The sequence below is a fragment of the Thermohalobaculum sediminis genome, assembly GCF_023487995.1.
Taxonomy (GTDB): domain Bacteria; phylum Pseudomonadota; class Alphaproteobacteria; order Rhodobacterales; family Rhodobacteraceae; genus Thermohalobaculum; species Thermohalobaculum sediminis.
This window is the reverse complement of record NZ_JAMFKN010000004.1, coordinates 326,886-344,513: the sequence shown is the minus strand read 5'-3', so window position 1 is coordinate 344,513 and position 17,628 is coordinate 326,886. Positions and strand designations below refer to the sequence as shown.

20 protein-coding genes are annotated in these 17,628 nt (G+C 67.4%); 3 read left to right on the top strand and 17 right to left on the bottom strand.

Annotated elements, in window-relative coordinates:
• The 14 genes from M1105_RS11360 to M1105_RS11295 form a co-directional block, all read right to left on the bottom strand.
• Positions 1 to 391: hypothetical protein (locus M1105_RS11360; protein WP_249580481.1), on the bottom strand; the 391-nt coding region annotated here is incomplete at its 3' end.
• 465 nt (positions 392 to 856) lie between these two features.
• A complete protein-coding gene (locus tag M1105_RS11355; RefSeq protein ID WP_249580480.1) occupies positions 857 to 2,671 on the bottom strand; it encodes an ABC transporter ATP-binding protein in 1,815 nt (604 codons plus the stop codon).
• A 227-nt stretch (positions 2,672 to 2,898) separates the two neighbouring features.
• Positions 2,899 to 4,431 carry a sugar transferase gene (locus M1105_RS11350; protein ID WP_249580479.1) on the bottom strand — a complete coding sequence of 511 codons (1,533 nt, stop codon included), beginning with the start codon at positions 4,429 to 4,431 and terminating at the stop codon, positions 2,899 to 2,901.
• 63 nt (positions 4,432 to 4,494) lie between these two features.
• On the bottom strand, positions 4,495 to 5,415 hold the full coding sequence (locus M1105_RS11345; protein WP_249580478.1) for a UTP--glucose-1-phosphate uridylyltransferase: 921 nt from the start codon (positions 5,413 to 5,415) through the stop codon (positions 4,495 to 4,497).
• 94 nt (positions 5,416 to 5,509) lie between these two features.
• Entirely contained in the window at positions 5,510 to 6,232 is a 723-nt protein-coding gene (locus M1105_RS11340) for a lytic transglycosylase domain-containing protein (RefSeq protein ID WP_249580477.1), read from the bottom strand.
• 301 nt (positions 6,233 to 6,533) lie between these two features.
• The gene (locus M1105_RS11335; protein WP_249580476.1) at positions 6,534 to 7,454 is read right to left on the bottom strand and encodes a sulfotransferase; all 921 of its coding nucleotides are present in this window, start codon (positions 7,452 to 7,454) and stop codon (positions 6,534 to 6,536) included.
• A gap of 118 nt (positions 7,455 to 7,572) precedes the next feature.
• Positions 7,573 to 7,800, bottom strand: a complete 228-nt coding sequence (locus tag M1105_RS11330; RefSeq protein ID WP_249580475.1) for a hypothetical protein — start codon at positions 7,798 to 7,800, stop codon at positions 7,573 to 7,575.
• Positions 7,801 to 7,930: 130 nt separating this feature from the next.
• Positions 7,931 to 9,145 (bottom strand): SPOR domain-containing protein, encoded by a 1,215-nt coding sequence (locus M1105_RS11325; RefSeq protein WP_249580474.1) that lies wholly within the window; start codon positions 9,143 to 9,145, stop codon positions 7,931 to 7,933.
• A gap of 219 nt (positions 9,146 to 9,364) precedes the next feature.
• On the bottom strand, positions 9,365 to 9,520 hold the full coding sequence (locus M1105_RS11320; RefSeq protein ID WP_249580473.1) for a hypothetical protein: 156 nt from the start codon (positions 9,518 to 9,520) through the stop codon (positions 9,365 to 9,367).
• A gap of 24 nt (positions 9,521 to 9,544) precedes the next feature.
• Positions 9,545 to 9,826, bottom strand: coding sequence for an ATP-binding cassette domain-containing protein (locus M1105_RS11315; RefSeq protein ID WP_406600618.1), 282 nt, complete (start codon positions 9,824 to 9,826; stop codon positions 9,545 to 9,547).
• Between the two features lie 154 nt (positions 9,827 to 9,980).
• Positions 9,981 to 10,157 carry a hypothetical protein gene (locus tag M1105_RS11310; protein WP_249580471.1) on the bottom strand — a complete coding sequence of 59 codons (177 nt, stop codon included), beginning with the start codon at positions 10,155 to 10,157 and terminating at the stop codon, positions 9,981 to 9,983.
• Positions 10,158 to 10,234: 77 nt separating this feature from the next.
• A complete protein-coding gene (locus tag M1105_RS11305; RefSeq protein ID WP_249580470.1) occupies positions 10,235 to 10,963 on the bottom strand; it encodes a cysteate racemase in 729 nt (242 codons plus the stop codon).
• Entirely contained in the window at positions 10,960 to 11,217 is a 258-nt protein-coding gene (locus M1105_RS11300; protein WP_319936790.1) for a hypothetical protein, read from the bottom strand. Before M1105_RS11300 ends, M1105_RS11305 begins: the two co-directional genes overlap by 4 nt.
• A gap of 3 nt (positions 11,218 to 11,220) precedes the next feature.
• Positions 11,221 to 12,243: a D-cysteate sulfo-lyase gene (locus M1105_RS11295; RefSeq protein WP_249580469.1), complete on the bottom strand. Its 1,023-nt coding sequence runs from the start codon at positions 12,241 to 12,243 to the stop codon at positions 11,221 to 11,223.
• A gap of 110 nt (positions 12,244 to 12,353) precedes the next feature.
• Between M1105_RS11295 and M1105_RS11290 the strand changes: the two genes are divergently transcribed.
• Positions 12,354 to 13,274 carry a LysR family transcriptional regulator gene (locus tag M1105_RS11290; protein WP_249580468.1) on the top strand — a complete coding sequence of 307 codons (921 nt, stop codon included), beginning with the start codon at positions 12,354 to 12,356 and terminating at the stop codon, positions 13,272 to 13,274.
• A 92-nt stretch (positions 13,275 to 13,366) separates the two neighbouring features.
• Here the strand turns inward: M1105_RS11290 and hisD are convergent, their stop codons facing one another.
• A complete protein-coding gene (gene hisD / locus M1105_RS11285; protein ID WP_249580467.1) occupies positions 13,367 to 14,674 on the bottom strand; it encodes a histidinol dehydrogenase in 1,308 nt (435 codons plus the stop codon).
• A 32-nt stretch (positions 14,675 to 14,706) separates the two neighbouring features.
• On the opposite strand from hisD, the gene M1105_RS11280 reads away from it, so the two are divergent.
• Positions 14,707 to 14,907 (top strand): hypothetical protein, encoded by a 201-nt coding sequence (locus tag M1105_RS11280; RefSeq protein ID WP_249580466.1) that lies wholly within the window; start codon positions 14,707 to 14,709, stop codon positions 14,905 to 14,907.
• Between the two features lie 55 nt (positions 14,908 to 14,962).
• Positions 14,963 to 15,973: a LacI family DNA-binding transcriptional regulator gene (locus tag M1105_RS11275; protein WP_249580465.1), complete on the top strand. Its 1,011-nt coding sequence runs from the start codon at positions 14,963 to 14,965 to the stop codon at positions 15,971 to 15,973.
• Positions 15,974 to 16,078: 105 nt separating this feature from the next.
• Here M1105_RS11275 and M1105_RS11270 read toward each other — a convergent pair whose 3' ends face one another.
• Positions 16,079 to 16,465 carry a hypothetical protein gene (locus tag M1105_RS11270; protein ID WP_249580464.1) on the bottom strand — a complete coding sequence of 129 codons (387 nt, stop codon included), beginning with the start codon at positions 16,463 to 16,465 and terminating at the stop codon, positions 16,079 to 16,081.
• A 90-nt stretch (positions 16,466 to 16,555) separates the two neighbouring features.
• Positions 16,556 to 17,521 (bottom strand): DUF3426 domain-containing protein, encoded by a 966-nt coding sequence (locus M1105_RS11265; RefSeq protein ID WP_249580463.1) that lies wholly within the window; start codon positions 17,519 to 17,521, stop codon positions 16,556 to 16,558.
• Between the last annotated feature and the right edge of the window lie 107 nt (positions 17,522 to 17,628).

The following is a 17,628-nucleotide window of genomic DNA, read 5'->3' as shown; positions in this document are numbered from 1 at the left end:
AGTAGGTCGCCGCCACGTCGCCCGTCGACGCCGAGTTTTCGGTGAAGGCGTTCGCGGTCACGGTGATCGTCGGCGCGTCGTTCGCCGGCGTCACCACCGGCGTGTCGCTGCCATCGCCGGACAGCGTCCCGTCGCTGACGGTCAGTTCGACCGCCGGCAGCGTGCCGCCGGTATTGACCTGGTTCGCACCGGCCGCGGTCAGCACCACCTGGTCGCCCACGATCTCGTAGTAGCCCTCGGTGTTGCTGCCCGCGGTGAAGTCCACCGTCAGGCTGTCGCCGTCCTCGTCGAAGGTCGAGTAGGTCGCCGCCACGTCGCCCGTCGACGCCGAGTTTTCGGTGAAGGCGTTCGCGGTCACGGTGATCGTCGGCGCGATGTTGTCGATCTCCACGACGTATGTAGCGGATACCTTAGTGTGCGCGCCTTTTCCTACCTCAGCCGTAAAACTATAGGAGCCCTCCGCCAAGCTGCCCGTGTTGAATTCCCAAATGCCGTTTTCATCCGCGACCGCATCACCGAGCCATAGACCGTTCGCATAGATGCTGACAGTCGCTCCGGGGTCGCTCTTCCCCGTCAAATAATTGGCAGAGAACCCTGTTATCTCTGGCGCGGAAACTTTGTTGTTCCCTGACCAAACCGGCTTTGGCATTTCTCGAACCTCTATAAGTCGACCATCGCTAGAAAAAGCGACCAAAACCAAACACACCACGCCAGCAGACCCGATCTCGAGAGCAAAAGACACGCTCACCAAAAAAAAGAAATATTATTTATTATTTGTACGCATAACAACGCCGCTCTTACAAAGCATCGATAAATATTTATCTTTAGATTTTATTATAAATATTACGCTTTGTATTTAAGAAGTAAGCTCTCCACACATGGATCTGAAGGATTCATCATTTGCGAATAGGTCGCGAAATGTTCCATGTGCGGTCAATTTGCCCCTCTCAATCATAAAGATTTTGTCGCATTGCCGTACGGTGCTGAGCCTGTGAGCAATCAGAATGATCGTCTTGTTGCTCGTAAGACTATGCACCGCGTCCATCACCGCGCGCTCGGTAATATTGTCGAGCGCCGACGTCGCTTCATCGAGGACGATCATGTCCGGATCGTGATAGAGCGCGCGCGCGATGCCGATGCGTTGACGCTGTCCGCCTGAGAGGCGCACGCCATGTTCGCCGATCATGGTATTGTAGCTTTCGGGAAGCTCGGAAACGATGAAGTCATGCACGCGCGCAATCCGCGCAGCGCGCTCGACCGATCCAGTGTCAATCTGATCCGCGGGAATGCCGTAGGCGATGTTCCGCGCGATCGTATCGTCTGCAAGAAAGATCTGCTGGGGCACATAACCCACGCATCTCTGCCAACCTGGAAGCGTGAGCGGATCGATCTGGGCGCCATCAACCAGGAGCCGCCCGCGGTCCGGGGGCAGCAAGCCAAGGATGATATCCACCAGCGTCGTCTTGCCCGAGCCCGTCGTTCCGACCAGCGCGACTGTCGTATTTGCGCGAATCGAAAGCGACAGGTTGTCGATCACCGGCCGCTCGCTCGTAGGGTAGCTGAATGTCACGCCTCGAAGTTCGATCCCCTCGCGGATACGCAGCGGAGGGACTTCGTTTCTCCGTGCCAGGCGCGGGAGGCGAGTTTCTTTCGTTTTGGGGTTGAGGCTCGCGCAGATCGTGTCCAGAGCCACATGCGAGGCGCGCATCTTGCTTACGCTGCGATAGATATGCTGCGTAACGGGAAAGAGACGGATCCCAGCAAAGGCGTAAAGCCCCACGATCGGCAGGATCTCGCCGAAATTGCCCTTGCTCTCATAAAGCTTGATGAGAACTACAAGCATGATGCCGCCCAGCAGCACCGCCTCCAGAACGTGCCGTGGAATTTCGCTGATCAGCTCACGCGTGGCGCGTCTGCTCGCCAATCTAATGGCCGGCGCCCTGAAGTTTTCGAGGAACTCGGGCTCGAATCCGTGCAACTTGATGTGCTTGATCCCACCAAAAGTCTCGTTGACGAGCTGGAAGCGCAGACGATTGGCCGCGACCGTCTCTTTGGAGATCCGCGCCAGCCGGCCGCGGGAAAAGATATAGATCACTGCGTACGCACCGCCGATAACACCAGCGACAGTGATTGCCATCAGCGGGTCAGCAAGAACAAGCACCGTCGTGATCGCCATGGCAATGACAACATAACTGATCATCGAAACGGCCGGAATAATGGAGTGAAGAACAACCTCATCGACCTCCGCGAGAATATTTTTCCCCAGATGCGCACTGTGATGCGTCAGGAACCAAACGTAGTTTTGCCCTAAGTAGTGTCGCAGAAGACGATAGCTCAGCGAAAAACTGCGCATCTGGCTGAAGCGAGTGACTGCGTAAAACGTCAGAATCTTCACGAGCATTCCAATGAGAATTATGGCGAAAACGCAGAGCCCAAGCGCGATGAGGAACTCGTTTGAATTGGCAAACCCGCCTGCATGATACAGCTCGGATAGCAAGGAACTTCTTTCAATCGCACCGGGGTCGGACAGAACCTTGAGAAACGGGACGACGGAAGCGAGCCCGCCCGCCTCGAAAATGCCCATGACCAGCACCAGCCCGATAACGAGGACGAACCTGTGCCGCTCATGCACGTCGAATAGCCCGAGGATCTGCTTGTATACGCGGATCACACTTCTCTCCAATCATTCACGCATCGCTGAAACACACCATAAAAGACGGGCTCGCTTCCGATGGCGTTTACGCGGTCGACACCATGCGAAAAAAGCCATCGACGGCACCACACGAACCCTGACCGGGCACCATCCGCATGAGCGCGGAGAGCCCCATCAGATGATGGGCTCAACGCAAAAGCTGCCCGGCAGGTCAGACCGGCTGGTCGTTGCGAGATACAAAACACTCACGCCCCCGTCCTTGCGATGACCGCTCTGAAAGTCTTCAGAAGGATCACGACGTCGAGCCAGACCGACCAGTTCCGCGCATACCAGGCGTCAAGTCGTATGCGCTCGTCATGACTTGTGCTCGCGCGGCCAGAGACCTGCCAAAGCCCCGTGATGCCCGGCTTGAAGCTGCAGTAATAGGCACCGTCCGCGCTCTGGAAATACGCGTGGTCGGCATCATAGCCGGGGACCTCGGGCGCCACGATCGGACGCGGACCGACGAGGCTCATCTCGCCCCTGAGCACGTTGATGAGCTGAGGCAACTCGTCCAGCGACGTCCTCCTGAGCAGTTGCCCGATCCTGGTGATCCGCGGGTCGTTCGCGAGCTTTTGAAACTCGGCCCATTCGCGCTGGGCAGCGGGATCTGTCGCAAGCACAAGCGCGAGCCGCGCCTCGGCGTCCGGAAGCATCGTGCGGAACTTGAGACAGTTGAAGCGCCGGCCCCGATAGCCGACACGCAGCTGGCTGAACAGCACTGGCCCGCCCTCGCGCTTGAGCAGCGCTGCGATCGCGAGCATCAGCGGCGCGAGAAGCACGAGGAGCAGGAGCGAAGCAACCACGTCGATCAGGCGCTTGAGCGCTTGCTCGGCAGGGTGCCCTTCGGTCGATGCGACTTCGGCGAGGACGATATCCGCTCCTATGACGCGGTGCGTGCGCAGCCCACGCCGCGCGATCCCATGGTAGTTCAGAACCACCGAGAAGGGCAGACCCATGACGTTCAGCGTATCAACCAGGCACTGTGCGAGCGCGCCCTCGGCGATGTCCGGTGCGAGAACGAGCTCGACGCGTGTCGGATGGAGCCCGTGATTGGCGGCAACCCCCTCGATACGGGAGCGGATTTCCGCGGGCCCAAGGCCGGCAAGGGCGGCGACCGACACGGCATCGAGCACCCTTACGCCGCCCGAGCGGCTCTCGCGGGCGTCACTGATGAAGTCGGGCGTCGAAAGGCCCCGTCCGATCAGCAGAACATTCGAGGTCATTGCGCGGTCAACCGACCGGAGTGACCGCAGCGCCATGCGGAAGCCGATGATCGTGACCGCCGCTAAGGGCCACGCGGAGACAAACCACAGGCGCGACGTATGGTCCTTCTGGATGTACTGCAGACTAGCATCCAGCAGGGCGACCAGCGCCACCGCCATCACGATCCGGCGAACCTCCTCGAGTTCCCACCCGCCCCGGCCATAGAGGCCGCCAAAAGCAAAGACGCCAATGAGCAGAAGAGCGAGCGTCGCGAGATGGCTTGCACGCGACACGAGGAACTCCGTGGCGTCAAAACCTTCACCGATCAGCGTGAAGCGGGCCGTATCGGCCAGGACGACGGCGAGCAGGAAGGCAACGATGATCGCGGCAACATCGGCAAGGATCATCGACGAGACCACGGCGCGCCGCATCGCGACAATGTCGGCAAGGGGCGCTTCGGAGTGCGTCCCGGAGCCGCGCGCCGCAGCCGCGGGACGAAGCGACTTTTCGTACTGAACGTCCGAACTCGACATCAAGATACCTCTGGTCTCGATCTGCGCGCCGCAAGACGCGTACCTGTCCGCGGCGGCGGCGGCTCACTCGGCCGCAAGCACCGTTGTTTCCAGCCGTGCCATCTCGTGCCGCAGGAAGGTGCCCAGGCGGTCGCGCATCTCGGGCCGTTGCATTGCGAACGCGACCGTCGCCTCGACGAACCCGACCCGCGAGCCGCAGTCGAAGCGGCGTCCCTCGAAGCAGAAGCCGAACACCGGCTCCCCACCTGCCGCAGCCGACGCGATTGCATCGGTGAGCTGGATCTCTCCCCCGGCGCCGGGCCGCTGTCGCGCGAGGTGACCGAAGATGGACGGCGCGAGGATGTAGCGTCCGATGACCGCGAGGTCCGATGGGGCATCCTGGGCCGCAGGCTTCTCGACCAGACCACGAACAGCGACGAGGCGCCCATCCTCGGCGCCCGCAGGCGTGTCGGACGGGTCGATCACGCCATAAGACGAGATCTGGGTCCGCGGCAGGCGCATCGTCGCCAGAACGGTTCCGCCGCACTCGGCATGCGCCTCGACCATCTGTCCGATGCAGGGCGTCGCGGCCTCGATCACATCGTCGGGCAGCAGGACGGCGACGGGACCGTCACCCGCCAGTTCCCGCGCACAGAGCACCGCGTGGCCCAAACCCAGAGGTCGGGGCTGGCTGACGCAAGCGACGGCACCGCGCGGCAGCGTCGTGGCACGGAGGACCTCCAGCGCCGCACCGTTCCCCCTTGCCGCGAGGGTGTTCTCGAGTTCGGGTGACGCTTGGAAGTGCGCCTCCAGTGTCACCTTGCCGGGCGCCGTCACGAATACGATCCGCTCGATTCCAGCCGCGAGGGCTTCCTCGACCGCATGCTGGATCAACGGCCTGTCGACCAGCGAGATCATCTCCTTCGGGATCGACTTTGTGACCGGCAGAAATCTCGTTCCCAAACCTGCGACTGGAAAAATAGCCGACTTTACTCGACAGACCATCTCCTACCCTCCTACACGCATAAAGAAACGCACAAACGGCACACTCGAAGTTTCTCGTTACTGTCCCGGCGCGCTCAAAATGACTGATTTTTATTCAGTTTCTCGCCAGTTCGGAGAAGCGTTGCGGCAACTGGCACTGCCGCCGCGCCGTCCGTGGCGGCGTTTCGCAAAAGTTTCCAGCAATGTTGAAGGCAGACAACACCTTCGGCACATAGGCGCGGGTCTCCTCGTAAGGCGGGACGCCCGCGTGCCGCAGGACGGCATTTTCACCGGCATTATAGGCGGCGAGCGCCAGGACAATGTCGTTGCGGAACATTTCCACGAGGTCCGAGAGATACATTGCCGAGCCCACGAGATTGGCCTGGGGGTCGAATGGGTCGCGCACACCGTAGCGACGTGCCGTGCCAGGCATCAGCTGTCCCAGCCCCATTGCTCCTGCCGGACTGACCGCCCGCGGGTTCCCACCCGACTCGACGACGATGACCGCGGCGATGAGCGCCTCCGAGATGCGTGCGTTCCGCGCTGCCACCTCGATCTCGGGCTGCCAGCGCTCAAGCACGCTTCGCACGCGTACCGTGGAGCGCTCGCGATCGCTCGTTCCCGAATAGGCCGCACTGACGACCTCGAGGGCACGGAATCTCGACCCGTCGTTCATGCCGGCGGGAACCTTTTCCCAGAACCAGGAGAACGCGTACGCCTGGCCGCCCCCGGCACCCAGCGCGAACAGAACGGCAGCGGAAAACATGCCGAGCAAACGGGGGCTTGGACGGTGATGATGTGGGGAAAACAACAACTTATCGACAACGACGCGGATCATCACGACTTCCTCGACAGCCTCGGGCCGCACACGCTTAACGTGTATAGCCTTATTCATTTTCTCCTCGAATGCAATCGCGCCGATGCCGCTTGGTGGCGCGGCACAGAGAATGCGGTGTATCTGTCTCGGAATGGCGCAGTTCCGCCCCAAAAGACCTCACGCGTCCGACGATCGCGCCCCGTCACAGAGGCAAGGCCGGGAATCGCTCCGACCGCGAGGGCGCTTCAGACCCTATACCCGCGCGGTGTCGCTATGCCGTGTGCGGCAGATGGCGCTTGCAGCGCGCGGCGGAAATTGCCGGTCAGGCCCGGCGCAGCATCGCACGGCGTGCACGGCTCAGTGACTGCCGCATGGCCTCGGGCAGACATCCATAAGCCCGGAACGCGAGATGCCGCGCCTCGTCGCGGAACCCCCATGGCCTCGCCCTGCCCTCGAGTTCCTGAGTCGTGTAGCCGAAGGCACGCGCAAGCTCGGCCGTTTCGGGCGACAGGACATGACCGAAATGCGCATCTCCACGCCATTTCGAGACCGAGCGGGCGTGCAATGCCGGCGCCGTTCGATCATCCTCGATGTCGATCCCGATCTCGCGTAGCAAGGTGGCGACGTCCAGCGTCCCGCTCACGACGTCCTCGTAGCGCAGGATGCGCACCTGATCGGGCCGGCGCGCCGCGAGGTCCCGCAGATTCCGGTAGGCGATGGCCCAGACGCGCTCTTCCTGATCAGGCGGGACGCCAAACCGGCGCCACGACGAATAAAACGTGTCGAGCGGGTTGCGCGCGAGGCCAAGAAACCGAACCCCGAGTGCCGGATGAGCATCGGCGAACCGCTCCATGAGCCGGATCGCCTCGATCTGATAGAGGTGGTGAGGCGACTTCTCGAGCATCAGGCCGCCCTGTGCCGCACAGAGATCGCGGAACCCGTCAATGATCGACCGTTCCGTCAGCGCCGAACCGGGAGGCGCCACTCCGTTCTCGGAGAGGAAGGCCACGAGTTCACGCGCCGCCCGCGCTGCCGGGATCGGCACTTCGCTCATCGGCAGCTGAATTTGTGGCAGGCCTAGAACAGACGCGGCCTTGGTCCAGTAAAGCGTCTCGTTCTCGAAATGGCGTGTCCGCGCAACGGGCCGGAGCGCTGTGCGGCTCGCGATCGTCTCCTGCAACACGCTCGACCCTGCCGACTTCGTCGAGAGGATGAAAATGCACGAACACCCACCCGCCTGCATGAGTCTCACTTCCCGGTCGCCAGGTTGCCGCCCATCAGCATCTCGCATGGCTCATCGAGCGCAGGACGCGGGGCCATCCGGCTGTGCAATCGTGCGAGGCGCCATGCGGATGGTGGGGTCAGGTGACGCGCTCGCCGTCCTCCGCGCCCGCGGGGAACGCATCGCGGCCGGACCGCGCGATTGCTCGCGGCCTTTCGAATGCCGCGATCGCCAGCACGGCGGCGGCACCACCAAGCCAGAATACGAGAAGCCCGGCCAGCCAATGCCATGACATTCCTGTCAGCACGCCCGCCAACATGGCTGGAAGATATCCGCGTACAAGGAGTCCCAGCAGACCCGCATCCATCGCTCTCGCTCCCTTCGACCCACGGGCCTGCCGGCACCCCTACCGGCGGAACGACCCGCGTCCACGACGACAACGATAGCAGCAAGAGCGACGTCGCGCGACACCGGATTGTCTGCGACATGAACTCGGATCAGCGATAGACGGCATAGGCGTCGTCGATGCCCGATTCCCGGATCAGCGCCATCGCGCGGTCGAACTCCGCCGGATCCGCGAAGGGGCCGGCCACGACGCGGGTGAAGTCGCGCCCGCCCATCGTCACCGGGATGCCGCGCGCGGCGAAGCCGCCGGCATCGAGGCGCGCGAGCATCCGCGCGGCATTCGCGGGCACGCCGAACAGCCCGACCTGGATCATCGGCTCGGCAAAGGCGGGCCGCTCCGGCGGCCAGGGGGAGGCGCTCAGCGACGGGGTGGCTGGCGCGGGCGTCAGTGCGCCCACGCGCTCGGCGCCCTCGCCCTGCGCGGGGTCGCCGGCCGCGGGCACGGCCACGGGCGCGGCTTCAGTTGCCGGACCACCCGCCGCAGGGGTGGGCTCGGCGGTTGCCTCGGGCGCCGCCACCTCGGCGGCCTCGGGTGAGAGCGCCGCGACCGCGGGCCCTGTGGGCGCGGGGGTTGCTGGCGAGGGCGCCGCCACTTCCTCGGGCTGGCCCGCGGGCGCCTCGGCGCGCGGCGGCGGGGCGGCGGCATCGCGCGCCGCGCCTTGACCCGCTGGCGCGAGCGCGGCCACGCGCGGCAATTCGGGTGGCCGCGCGATTGGCGCGTCGATCATCGAGGCGGGCGCGGCCTTGCCTATCTCGTCGGGCAGCGAGAGGGGGGCCGCCGCCACGACCGGGCCGTCCGCTGCCGGCGGCAGGGCGGGCTGGGGCGGCGGGACCGAGCCGCGCTCGGACGCGATCGGGACACGGACCCATCGGCCCTCGGCCGGAGCCGGATCGAGATGTCGGTCGATGTTCCACCGGAACCGCGTCGCCTCGTAGCGCCAGCGGTAGTCGCCGCGCGCGGCCTCGAGCGGCATCGCGCCGCCCCCATCGGCCGGGGCTTCGGCCACCGCCGAACCGGGTGGCGTCGCGGGCGGCGCGGTCTGGCCCTGCACGGCTGGCGAGACGAACACGCCCACGGGCACCACGGCGGCGACCAGAAAGGTTCCCGCCGCGATCAAGCCCCGGCGGATCGAATGCCGACGCGAGGGCTCGAGATCCGGCGCCGCGACCACACAGGGTCTGGGCCACGGCGCACCTGCCAGGAGTCCGGCACGATGAGCCGGCTCGGGCGTGTCCGCCATGGTCGGATCGGGGAGGCGCAGCACGGGCTCGACCCGGCGGTCCATGGGATGACTGGAAAGACTCATCGCGGGGACCTCGCATCCTGCACACACGCCACGGTTGAATATTGCCGCAGAGAGATCAACCCGTCTACCGCGAAATCGACGCCGGCTCGGCTACGCTCTCGCAGGGCGGCGCGGCGCGCTGGCGATCCGCGGACGGTGCGTCCCTGCGCCCCGACCGGGCGGCCGCGCGGGGTTTCCGGTTTTGCCGAGCCCCCGCGCGCGTGCCGGTCTTTGCGCGTGTCAGAACGCGAACCGCGCAATGGCGGCAAGGACGAAACTCGCGAGAAAGATCGTTTGCGCGACGATGAGCACGATCGCCTGGCCGCCCGGGCGGGGCGAAATGTCGCTGAGCCTGGTGCCCGTGAACAGCGCCTCCTCGACGCTGTGGGTGACCAAGAACGCCGACTTGCGCCTGCGGTGTCAGATCCCGAGGATCAGGTCCCGCACCTTCTCGCGCGTGAGCGGATCGAGTGCGCCCGGCGGCTCGTCCATCAGCAGAATCCTGGGGGCGCAGGTCAGCGCGCGGGCGATGCCGACGCGCTGCTGCATGCCGCCCGAGAGCGTGTGGGCCGGCGATTTCGCGAAACGGTCTGGGCCGAGCAGCGACGGGAACTTCGAGGCAATCGCGACCTGCTCGCGATCGGCCATGCCCTGCAGCTTGAGGCCGAGGGCCACGCTCTCGATTACGTCGAGCCAGGGCAGCAGCGCGTGCTTTCCGGAACACCTCGGCGCGGTCGGCGCCGGCCGGGGGGGCGGCGCGAAGGTTAAGGTTAAAGCCCCCGAGGATGCCGGGCACCCGATGCGGCGTGGCTCCCCATGGCCTTGGCGATGGCCTGCACCTCGGCCCTGTCCGCGATCAAGGCGGCGGCATCGGCGTCGTCCACCGCGCTGGCGAAGGCGGCGACGGCATCGGTGCTCCCGGCGCCGACGTCCCCTCCTTGACGACCCAGCCGCCGAAGGCAGGCAAGCCCCATTCGGCGGTCTTGTCGGCCGGCGCCACGCCAGCGGTCTGCACCAGCATCGCGGCGCTCATAGGAAGATGTTTCCCGGTCGTGGTTCTGCGCGCCCTCCCTTGCGGTCGGGTCCGGCACTGCGCGCCGTGCTCCCGGGTCAGTGGCTCGCCCGCCGCCGCCCTGCAGCTTCGTCCGCGCCGAGCGAGAAGCCGACGATGCGCTCGACCAGCACATCGAGCGTGTCGAAGACGGTCGCCCCGCGCGCCACGGCCTCGGGGATCAGCGAGAACTCGGTGCAGGCAATCATCTGCACCTGCGCGCCTTCTGCCAGCAGCGCGGCCGAGGCGGCCTTCAGCGCCACGCGGGCGGGGGTCACGGGGCCCTCGGCCTTGATGCGCCGGATGGCGGCGAGCATGGCGTCCTCGTCCGCGGCGTAGCGCGGCGCCAGACCAAGGGCGCCGAAGGCCGCGTCGAACAGCCCGATGCGCCGCACCGCGGGCGAGGCGAGGATGCCGACCACACCGCCCGGACCCGCAAGCTCGCGCGCCCGTCCGGCCGACAGCGCCACCATGTCGATGAAGGGCACCCCCACGGCCGCGCGGATCGCGGGCGCATAGTGGTGCGCGGTGTTGCAGGGCATCGCCAGCGCCTCTGCCCCTGTCGCCTCGAGCCGCCGCGCCATGGCGGCGAGCACAGGCCCGGGGTCCTCGCCCGTCCCCTCGATCAGCCGCTTGATGCGCGAGGGCACCTGCGGGTTCTGGTCGACGATCAGTGGCACATGATCGGCATCGTCGCGCGCGGGCACGGCCGCGATGACCTTCTGCATCAAGAGCACCGTCGCCTCGGGCCCCATGCCGCCCAGGATGCCGACGCGGCGCGGGCTCACGCCTGCCACCGAAGGTCGAGGCCTGCGACGGCATCGAGGATGTGGCCGGCGATCAGGTCGCAATCCTCGAGGCTGAAGGTCAGCGGCAGGCGCATGTCGAAGAGGCCCGACAGGATGCGGTCGGTCCGCGGCAGACGCTGCGTCGCAATGTAGCGCCAGCTTCGGTGCGTCGAGGTGCAGCCCTTGGGACCGGCCGCGCCGATCCCCGCCTCGGGGATCGGCAACTGCCGGGTGAAGCCGCCGGGCCGCGCCATGTCTCAGGCCGCCGAGCGCTGCGCGCGGTCGCCGGCGAAGGCCGCGTCGTAGCCGAACAGTGCCGCGGCGCCGCCGGTGTGCAGGAACACCACGCGCTCGCCCTTCCTGAAGCGGCCTTTGCGGATGTGGTCGATCAGCCCCGCCGCACCCTTGCCGGAATACACCGGGTCGAGAAGGACGCCCTCGAGCTCGGCGAACATGCGGATCGCCTCGAGCGTGTCTGCGCGCGGGATGCCGTAGCCGGCGCCCACATAGTCGCAGTCGGCGACCACATCCGCACGCTGCACGACGCCGGGGCAGCCCAACTTCTCGGCGGTCTTGAGCGCAAGGTTGAAGACATTCTCCTCCTGCTTGGCCTTCGGCGCGCGGACGCCGAAGCCCAGAAGCGGAATCCCCGCGTTGATCGCCTTGAGCCCGACGATCAGTCCCGCCTGCGTGCCCGCGCTGCCGGTCGCGGTGACCAGGTGGTCGATCACGAGGCCGCGGTCGTTCGCTTGGCTCACCAGCTCGAAGGCGCAGTTGACATAGCCCAGCGCGCCGGTCGCGTTCGAACCGCCGCCAGGGATGGTGTAGACCTTCCTGCCGTCGGCGCGCAGCGTGTCGGCCAGCGCCTCCATCTCGGCGTTCATGTCGAGCCCGCCGGGGCGCTTCTCGGTCGTGGCACCATGCAGGTGGTCGAGCAGGACGTTGCCGTTGTTGTTGTAGTTCGGGTCCTTCGAGCCGGTGCGGTCCTCGAGCAGGATGTGGCACTTCATGCCCAGCTTGGCGGCGAAGGCCGCGGTCTGGCGCGCATGATTCGACTGGGTCGCGCCCTGCGTCATCACCATGTCGGCGTTCATCGCCGCCGCCTCGGCCATCAGGAACTCGAGCTTGCGGGTCTTGTTGCCACCGGTCGAGAGGCCGGTGCAGTCGTCCCGCTTGATCCAGATCTCGGGGCCGCCGAGTTCGCGGCTCAGGCGGTCGAGTCGCTCGAGCGGCGTCGGCAGATGGGCGAGGAAGATGCGCGGAAACCGGGCCAGATGCATGAGTCGCGTCCTATCCAAACTTGCATGATGCGAGTCTGGCATAGCGGAAATCCGCATACAATTTCGAAATTCTCGAGTTAAGATGCGCATCCTGCAACATAGAGGGCAGCATGCGACTCGAGTGGCTGGAAGACATCCTCGCCGTCGCCGAGACCGGCTCGTTCAGCGAAGCCGCCGAGCGGCGGCATCTCACCCAGTCGGCCTTCTCGCGCCGCATCCAGAACATCGAGGACTTCGTGGGCGTCGAGCTGTTCGACCGGACGCGAAAGCCCGTGCAGCTTCGCCCGACGACCGAGCTGCAGCACGACCAGATCCTGCGGCTGGTGGGCACGCTGCGCCAACTAGTCGAGGACCTGCGGCGCGGCGAGCGAATCGCCGCCAACCGCATCGTGGTGGCGAGCCAGCACTCGCTGACCGCGGCGATGGCGCCCGGGCTGGTCCGCCGCGTGCAGGAGCGGCAGGGCGACATCTATATCCGCCTGCGTTCGGCCAATCTCGACGAATGCTTCGCGCTCCTTCTGTCGCGGCAGGCCGAGGTCGCGCTTGTCTATGGCCTGCCGGACGAGACGCTCACCATTGCGGCCGGCTACATCCAGACGATCGCCATCGGCACGGACCGGCTGATCCCCGTCTGCCGGCCGGACGTGACGCCCAAGGGTTGGCCCGATGGAAGCGAACTGCCCTACATCGCCTATCCGGGCGACGTCTTTTTCGGCCAGGTCATCGACCGCGAGATCCTGCCCACACTCCGTCGCATGGCGAGCCCGGTGCCGAGGGTCGAGACGGCCCTCGCCTTTGCGATGCTCGAGCTGGCGGCGGCGGGCCTTGGCATCGCCTGGGTGCCGGCCTCGCTCGCGGCCGAGCGGATCGCCGCAGGCAGGCTCGCCGATCTGTCGGACCGGCTGCCCGCCTGCCAGCTGAACGTCATGGGCGTGCGCCTGACGGGCGAGCCGGGCAAGGCCGAGCGTGCCGTCTGGGAGCTGTTCCAGGAGTGGTCCGCGAGCGCCTTCGGGCCGGCGGGCGACGCCTGACCTCGCACGCCGCGGCCGCCGAACGCGCGAGGCAGGCAGGCGACGCGGACGGCCGCGTGACCCGATCTCTGCCGGCACCCGCGCCGTTCGCCTCAGTCCGTCGCCGCGAGGTTGAAGGACTCGTCCGGGAAATACTTCTCCAGGCGGATGTCGGCGGTTCGGGCATGGCCCTCCATGCCCTCGAGCCGCGAGATACGCGCCGTCGCCTCGGCCACGGGCTTCGCGCCCTCGCGCGTCGCGCGCTGCCATGTCACCACCTTCATGTACTTGTGGACCGAGAGCCCGCCCGTGTAGCGCGCGGCGCCCGAGGTCGGCAGGACGTGGTTCGGCCCGGCCGACTTGTCGCCGAAGGCCACCGTGGTCTCCTCGCCAAGGAACAGCGAGCCGTAGCAGCGCAGCCGGCCGAGGAACCAGTCGAGATCGGCCGCCTGCACATGCAGATGCTCAGGCGCATAGGCGTCGGCCACCTGCGCCAGCCCCTCACGGTCGGCCACGACCATCACCTCGGCCATGTCGCGCCACGCCGCGGCCGCGCTCTCGCGGTTCAGCTCGGGCAGCGTCGCGATGTAGCCGGGCACCAGGTCCAGCACCTTCTCGGCCAGCGGCCGGTGCGTGGTGGCGAGCCAGACGGGCGAGTTGTAGCCGTGCTCGGCCTGCCCCACCAGGTCCCAGGCGACGACATGAGGGTCCGCCGTCGCGTCCGCCAGGATCAGGCTGTCGGTCGGGCCCGCGAACATGTCGATGCCGACGCGGCCGAACAGGATGCGCTTGGCTTCCGCCACGAACTGGTTGCCGGGGCCCACCAGGATGTCCGCCTTCGGCAGGCCGAACAGGCCGAACGTCATCGCGGCGATGCCCTGCACCCCGCCGAGCGCAAGGATCGTGTCGGCGCCGCACAGATCGGCCGTGTAGACGATCGCGGGCGCGATGCCGACGCCCGGACGAGGCGGCGAGCAGGCCGCGATGTGGCCGCAGCCCGCCACCTTGGCCGTCGTCACCGTCATGATCGCCGAGGCGATGTGGCTGTAGCGCCCGCCCGGGACATAGCAGCCCGCGGCCTGGCAGGGGATGGCCTTCTGTCCCGCGATCAGGCCGGGCGTGACCTCGATCTCCATGTCTCGGATCGTGTCCTTCTGCGCCTCGGCAAAGCGGCGGATGTTGTCCCAGGCGAAACGGATGTCGTCCTTGAGCCGCCCGGGCACCTGTGCTGCCGCCGCCTCGATCTCTTCGCGCGTCAGGACGACATTGCCCTCGTAGCGGTCGAACTTGGCGGCGTAGCGCCGCGCCGCCTCGTCGCCGCCGGCCTCGATCTCGTTCAGGATCGCCTGCACGGTGGCGCGCACGTCGCCCGCATCGTCGGTGGACTTCTTCGCGGCCTTCTTGAGGTACTGGACGTTCATCGGAGCCTCACTTGCGCATATCGGGGCAAAGGATGGCCGGGATCGCCGGCAGCAGGCGGCGCGCACGGCAATGGATCGATGCGCGGCGCGGCGACGGCGACGGCGACGGCGACGGCGACCATCTCGGCACCCCCGCATCATCGCGCGAGCTTGCAGCCAATGCGCGCCCGATTCGATATAATCGTCACCGTAAACGCTTTCATTCGATATGCAAGCGCTTACATTTTGACTGAAAGCGCTTTCTTTCCTAACTTTAAGATCGCGCCGCACCGGAGCCCTCCCCCGCCTATGAAGCCGCAGCCCACGCTCGAGGATGTCGCCCGCGCCAGCGGGGTCTCGACCGCGACCGTCTCGCGGGTGCTGAACGATTCCGCGCGCGTGCGGCGCGAGACCTGCGAGCGGGTCGAGGCGGCCATCGCCCGACTCGGCTACACGCCGCACTTCGGCGGCCGCATGCTCGCCTCGAACCGGACGGACACGATCGGCGCCGTGATCCCGACCATGGAGAACGCGATCTTCGCCCGGGGCCTTCAAACGCTCGAGGAGGAACTGGCTGCGGCCGGCGTCACGCTCCTGGTCGCGACCTCGAACTACGACCCGGCCCGCGAGGCCCGGCAGATCCGCGCCCTGCTCGGGCGCGGCATCGACGGCCTCGTGCTGATCGGCGAGGCTCGCGACCCCGAGAGCTACGAACTGCTGCGGCGGCGCGGCATGCCCTTCGTGGTCGTCTGGACCTGGCGCGCCGATTGCCCATGGACCTGCATCGGCTTCGACAACCGCGCCGCGGCGCGCGGCCTGGCCGATCGGGTGCTCGACCTCGGCCACCGGCGGATCGCCATGATCTCGGGCATCACCCTCGGCAACGACCGGGCGGCGGCGCGCCTCGCCGGCGTGCGCGAGGCGATGGCGGCGCGCGGCCTTGCCCTCGATGCGGGAAACCTGGTCGAGGCCGCCTACACGCTCGAAGCCGGCCGCGAGGCGGCGGCGCGCCTCCTCGCCCGGGCGCCCCGGCCGACGGCGATCATCTGCGGCAACGATGTCCTCGCGGCAGGCGCCATGCTCGCGATCCGCGTGGCCGGGCTGCGCGTGCCGCGCGACGTGTCGGTCACCGGCTTCGACGACATCGAGCTCGCGCAGCTGCTGGACCCGCCGCTGACCACCGTCCGTGTGCCGCACCGCCTGATGGGACAGACGGCCGCCCGGGTGCTGCTGAGGATGCGGGCCGGCGAGGATGGCGTCGAGAGCGCCATGTTCGGGACGACGCTCGTCGATCGCGGCTCGCTGCAACCGCCTGGTTGAGAGGTCCGCTGGGCCCCGGCATCACGCCTTCGCGCTCGCCGATTGCCGCCCGGCGCGCGGGCGCCTGCGCCCGATCAGCGTCGGGCGCAGGCGATGCGGCTCGTGTCATTCGCCGGGGGCGTCGCCCGTGCTTGCGCGGGCCTCGGCACTGCATCCGCCGTCGCTGGCCTCGGTGCGCCGCGAGCGCTGGGCGCTGATGCGCTTGCCGTCGCGCTCGACGCTCGCCGCGGCATCGGCGGCGCAATCGGTGCCGCCAGACCCCGCGCGCGCGGTCGCAGAGGCCGAGGCCGAGGCTGAGGCGCTGGCCGAGGCACGCGTGGACGGAGCCTTTCGATCATCGGGCGAAGCTTTCGGCATGGCATCCTCCTCCATCCTGGCCCCCGCAGCCGCAGCGCCATCGCGCGACGGCGGCACCGGCGGGTCTGCGGCGAGCCCGAGGCTCGCGACGAGCAGCGTCGCGATGCCCGCGACGATCACGGCACGTTCGAACATGCTGGCATCCTCCATTCAGGATCGGTCGGGTTGTTCCGCAGCCGTCGGGCGCCGTCGGGGCGCACGCACCGACAGCCACGCGGGGTGCGGTCACCGGGCGACGAAATCGACATCGAGCCGAGCCGCGCCCGGCGGCGCGCGCCGCCACGAGGTGAAGCTCACCTCCTGCCCCGGCCCGACCGACGGCTCGAGCGCCGAGAAGAACCACCGGTCGGCGGGCGTCCCGGACGCGTCGAGGATGGTCCCCTGCAGCATCGGGACGCGCCGCGCCTGGGCCGAGGTGTTGACCACCGTGCCGCGGATGCGCAGCCCGTCATCCTCGCGCACCGGGTCGGCCAGCGTGATCCGCAGCGGCGGCGCCGCCGCGACGGGTTGCGGCGAAGGTGGCGCACCGATCGGCTGCGGCGCCATCGCGCGTGCCGCCTGGACCACGCCGGCGCCGCTCGCCGCGCCGCAGGGCTGGAAGCGCACGGGCTCGCCGACGATGCGGTCGACGCAGTTCGCGGCGGCATATTCGCGCCTGTCGACCGAGCTCCACGCGACACCGATACGCGCGCGCTCGCCGCTTCCGCCCTCGAGCCTCAGCTCGTAGAGCCCGGGCGCCAGCGGCGAGGTTGGCGCGAGGTGGAACAGGCCCCTGATCTCCGGGTGCCACGTCGCGGCGACGGGCTGCGACTGGGTGTCTAGCCCCGCCTGGACCCATTCGCTGCCCTGCGCGGGCGCCGCTGCCCCGGTGGGCAGGATGTCGCTGCGCACCCAGGCAACGCGCCACAACCCGGCGGGCGCGGCGCCATTGCCGGCGGCCCCGCCGATGCCGGGCTCGTGGACGATGAACTCGACATCGGGAGAGAGGTCCGAGCGCCTCGCCCAAGTCTCGCGCTCCCACGAGGGGGAGCCGTCGAGCCGCCGCAACTCGCCGCTGCGCGTGAGCGCATATAGGCCCGGATCGTCAGGCACCGGCAAGTCGCGCCCGCCCGCGGTGAACTTGGCCCCGCCGCAGGCGGCAAGCGTGCCGGCGATGAGAAGTGCAAGGGGAGTGATCGAAAATCGCGTCATCTTTCGTCATTCCTCTGTCGTGGGAACGACGGCCGCGCGACGGCCATCCAGCGCTGCGATCGGTCGCATCGGGTTGCCCCCCGGGCGTCGGTTCCGCGTTTCGGTCG

Bases quoted from the DNA above. Each gene is read 5' to 3' on its own strand.
- M1105_RS11340 (WP_249580477.1), bottom strand. From the start codon at position 6,232: ATGATCCGCGTCGTTGTCGATAAGTTGTTGTTTTCCCCACATCATCAC.
- M1105_RS11330 (WP_249580475.1), bottom strand. From the start codon at position 7,800: ATGGATGCGGGTCTGCTGGGACTCCTTGTACGCGGATATCTTCCAGCC.
- M1105_RS11295 (WP_249580469.1), bottom strand. From the start codon at position 12,243: ATGCATCTGGCCCGGTTTCCGCGCATCTTCCTCGCCCATCTGCCGACG.
- M1105_RS11310 (WP_249580471.1), bottom strand. From the start codon at position 10,157: ATGAGCGCCGCGATGCTGGTGCAGACCGCTGGCGTGGCGCCGGCCGAC.
- M1105_RS11300 (WP_319936790.1), bottom strand. From the start codon at position 11,217: ATGGCGCGGCCCGGCGGCTTCACCCGGCAGTTGCCGATCCCCGAGGCG.
- M1105_RS11275 (WP_249580465.1), top strand. From the start codon at position 14,963: ATGAAGCCGCAGCCCACGCTCGAGGATGTCGCCCGCGCCAGCGGGGTC.
- M1105_RS11280 (WP_249580466.1), top strand. From the start codon at position 14,707: ATGGCCGGGATCGCCGGCAGCAGGCGGCGCGCACGGCAATGGATCGAT.
- M1105_RS11265 (WP_249580463.1), bottom strand. From the start codon at position 17,521: ATGACGCGATTTTCGATCACTCCCCTTGCACTTCTCATCGCCGGCACG.
- M1105_RS11335 (WP_249580476.1), bottom strand. From the start codon at position 7,454: ATGCAGGCGGGTGGGTGTTCGTGCATTTTCATCCTCTCGACGAAGTCG.
- M1105_RS11270 (WP_249580464.1), bottom strand. From the start codon at position 16,465: ATGTTCGAACGTGCCGTGATCGTCGCGGGCATCGCGACGCTGCTCGTC.
- M1105_RS11345 (WP_249580478.1), bottom strand. From the start codon at position 5,415: ATGGTCTGTCGAGTAAAGTCGGCTATTTTTCCAGTCGCAGGTTTGGGA.
- M1105_RS11290 (WP_249580468.1), top strand. From the start codon at position 12,354: ATGCGACTCGAGTGGCTGGAAGACATCCTCGCCGTCGCCGAGACCGGC.
- hisD (WP_249580467.1), bottom strand. From the start codon at position 14,674: ATGAACGTCCAGTACCTCAAGAAGGCCGCGAAGAAGTCCACCGACGAT.
- M1105_RS11350 (WP_249580479.1), bottom strand. From the start codon at position 4,431: ATGTCGAGTTCGGACGTTCAGTACGAAAAGTCGCTTCGTCCCGCGGCT.
- M1105_RS11325 (WP_249580474.1), bottom strand. From the start codon at position 9,145: ATGAGTCTTTCCAGTCATCCCATGGACCGCCGGGTCGAGCCCGTGCTG.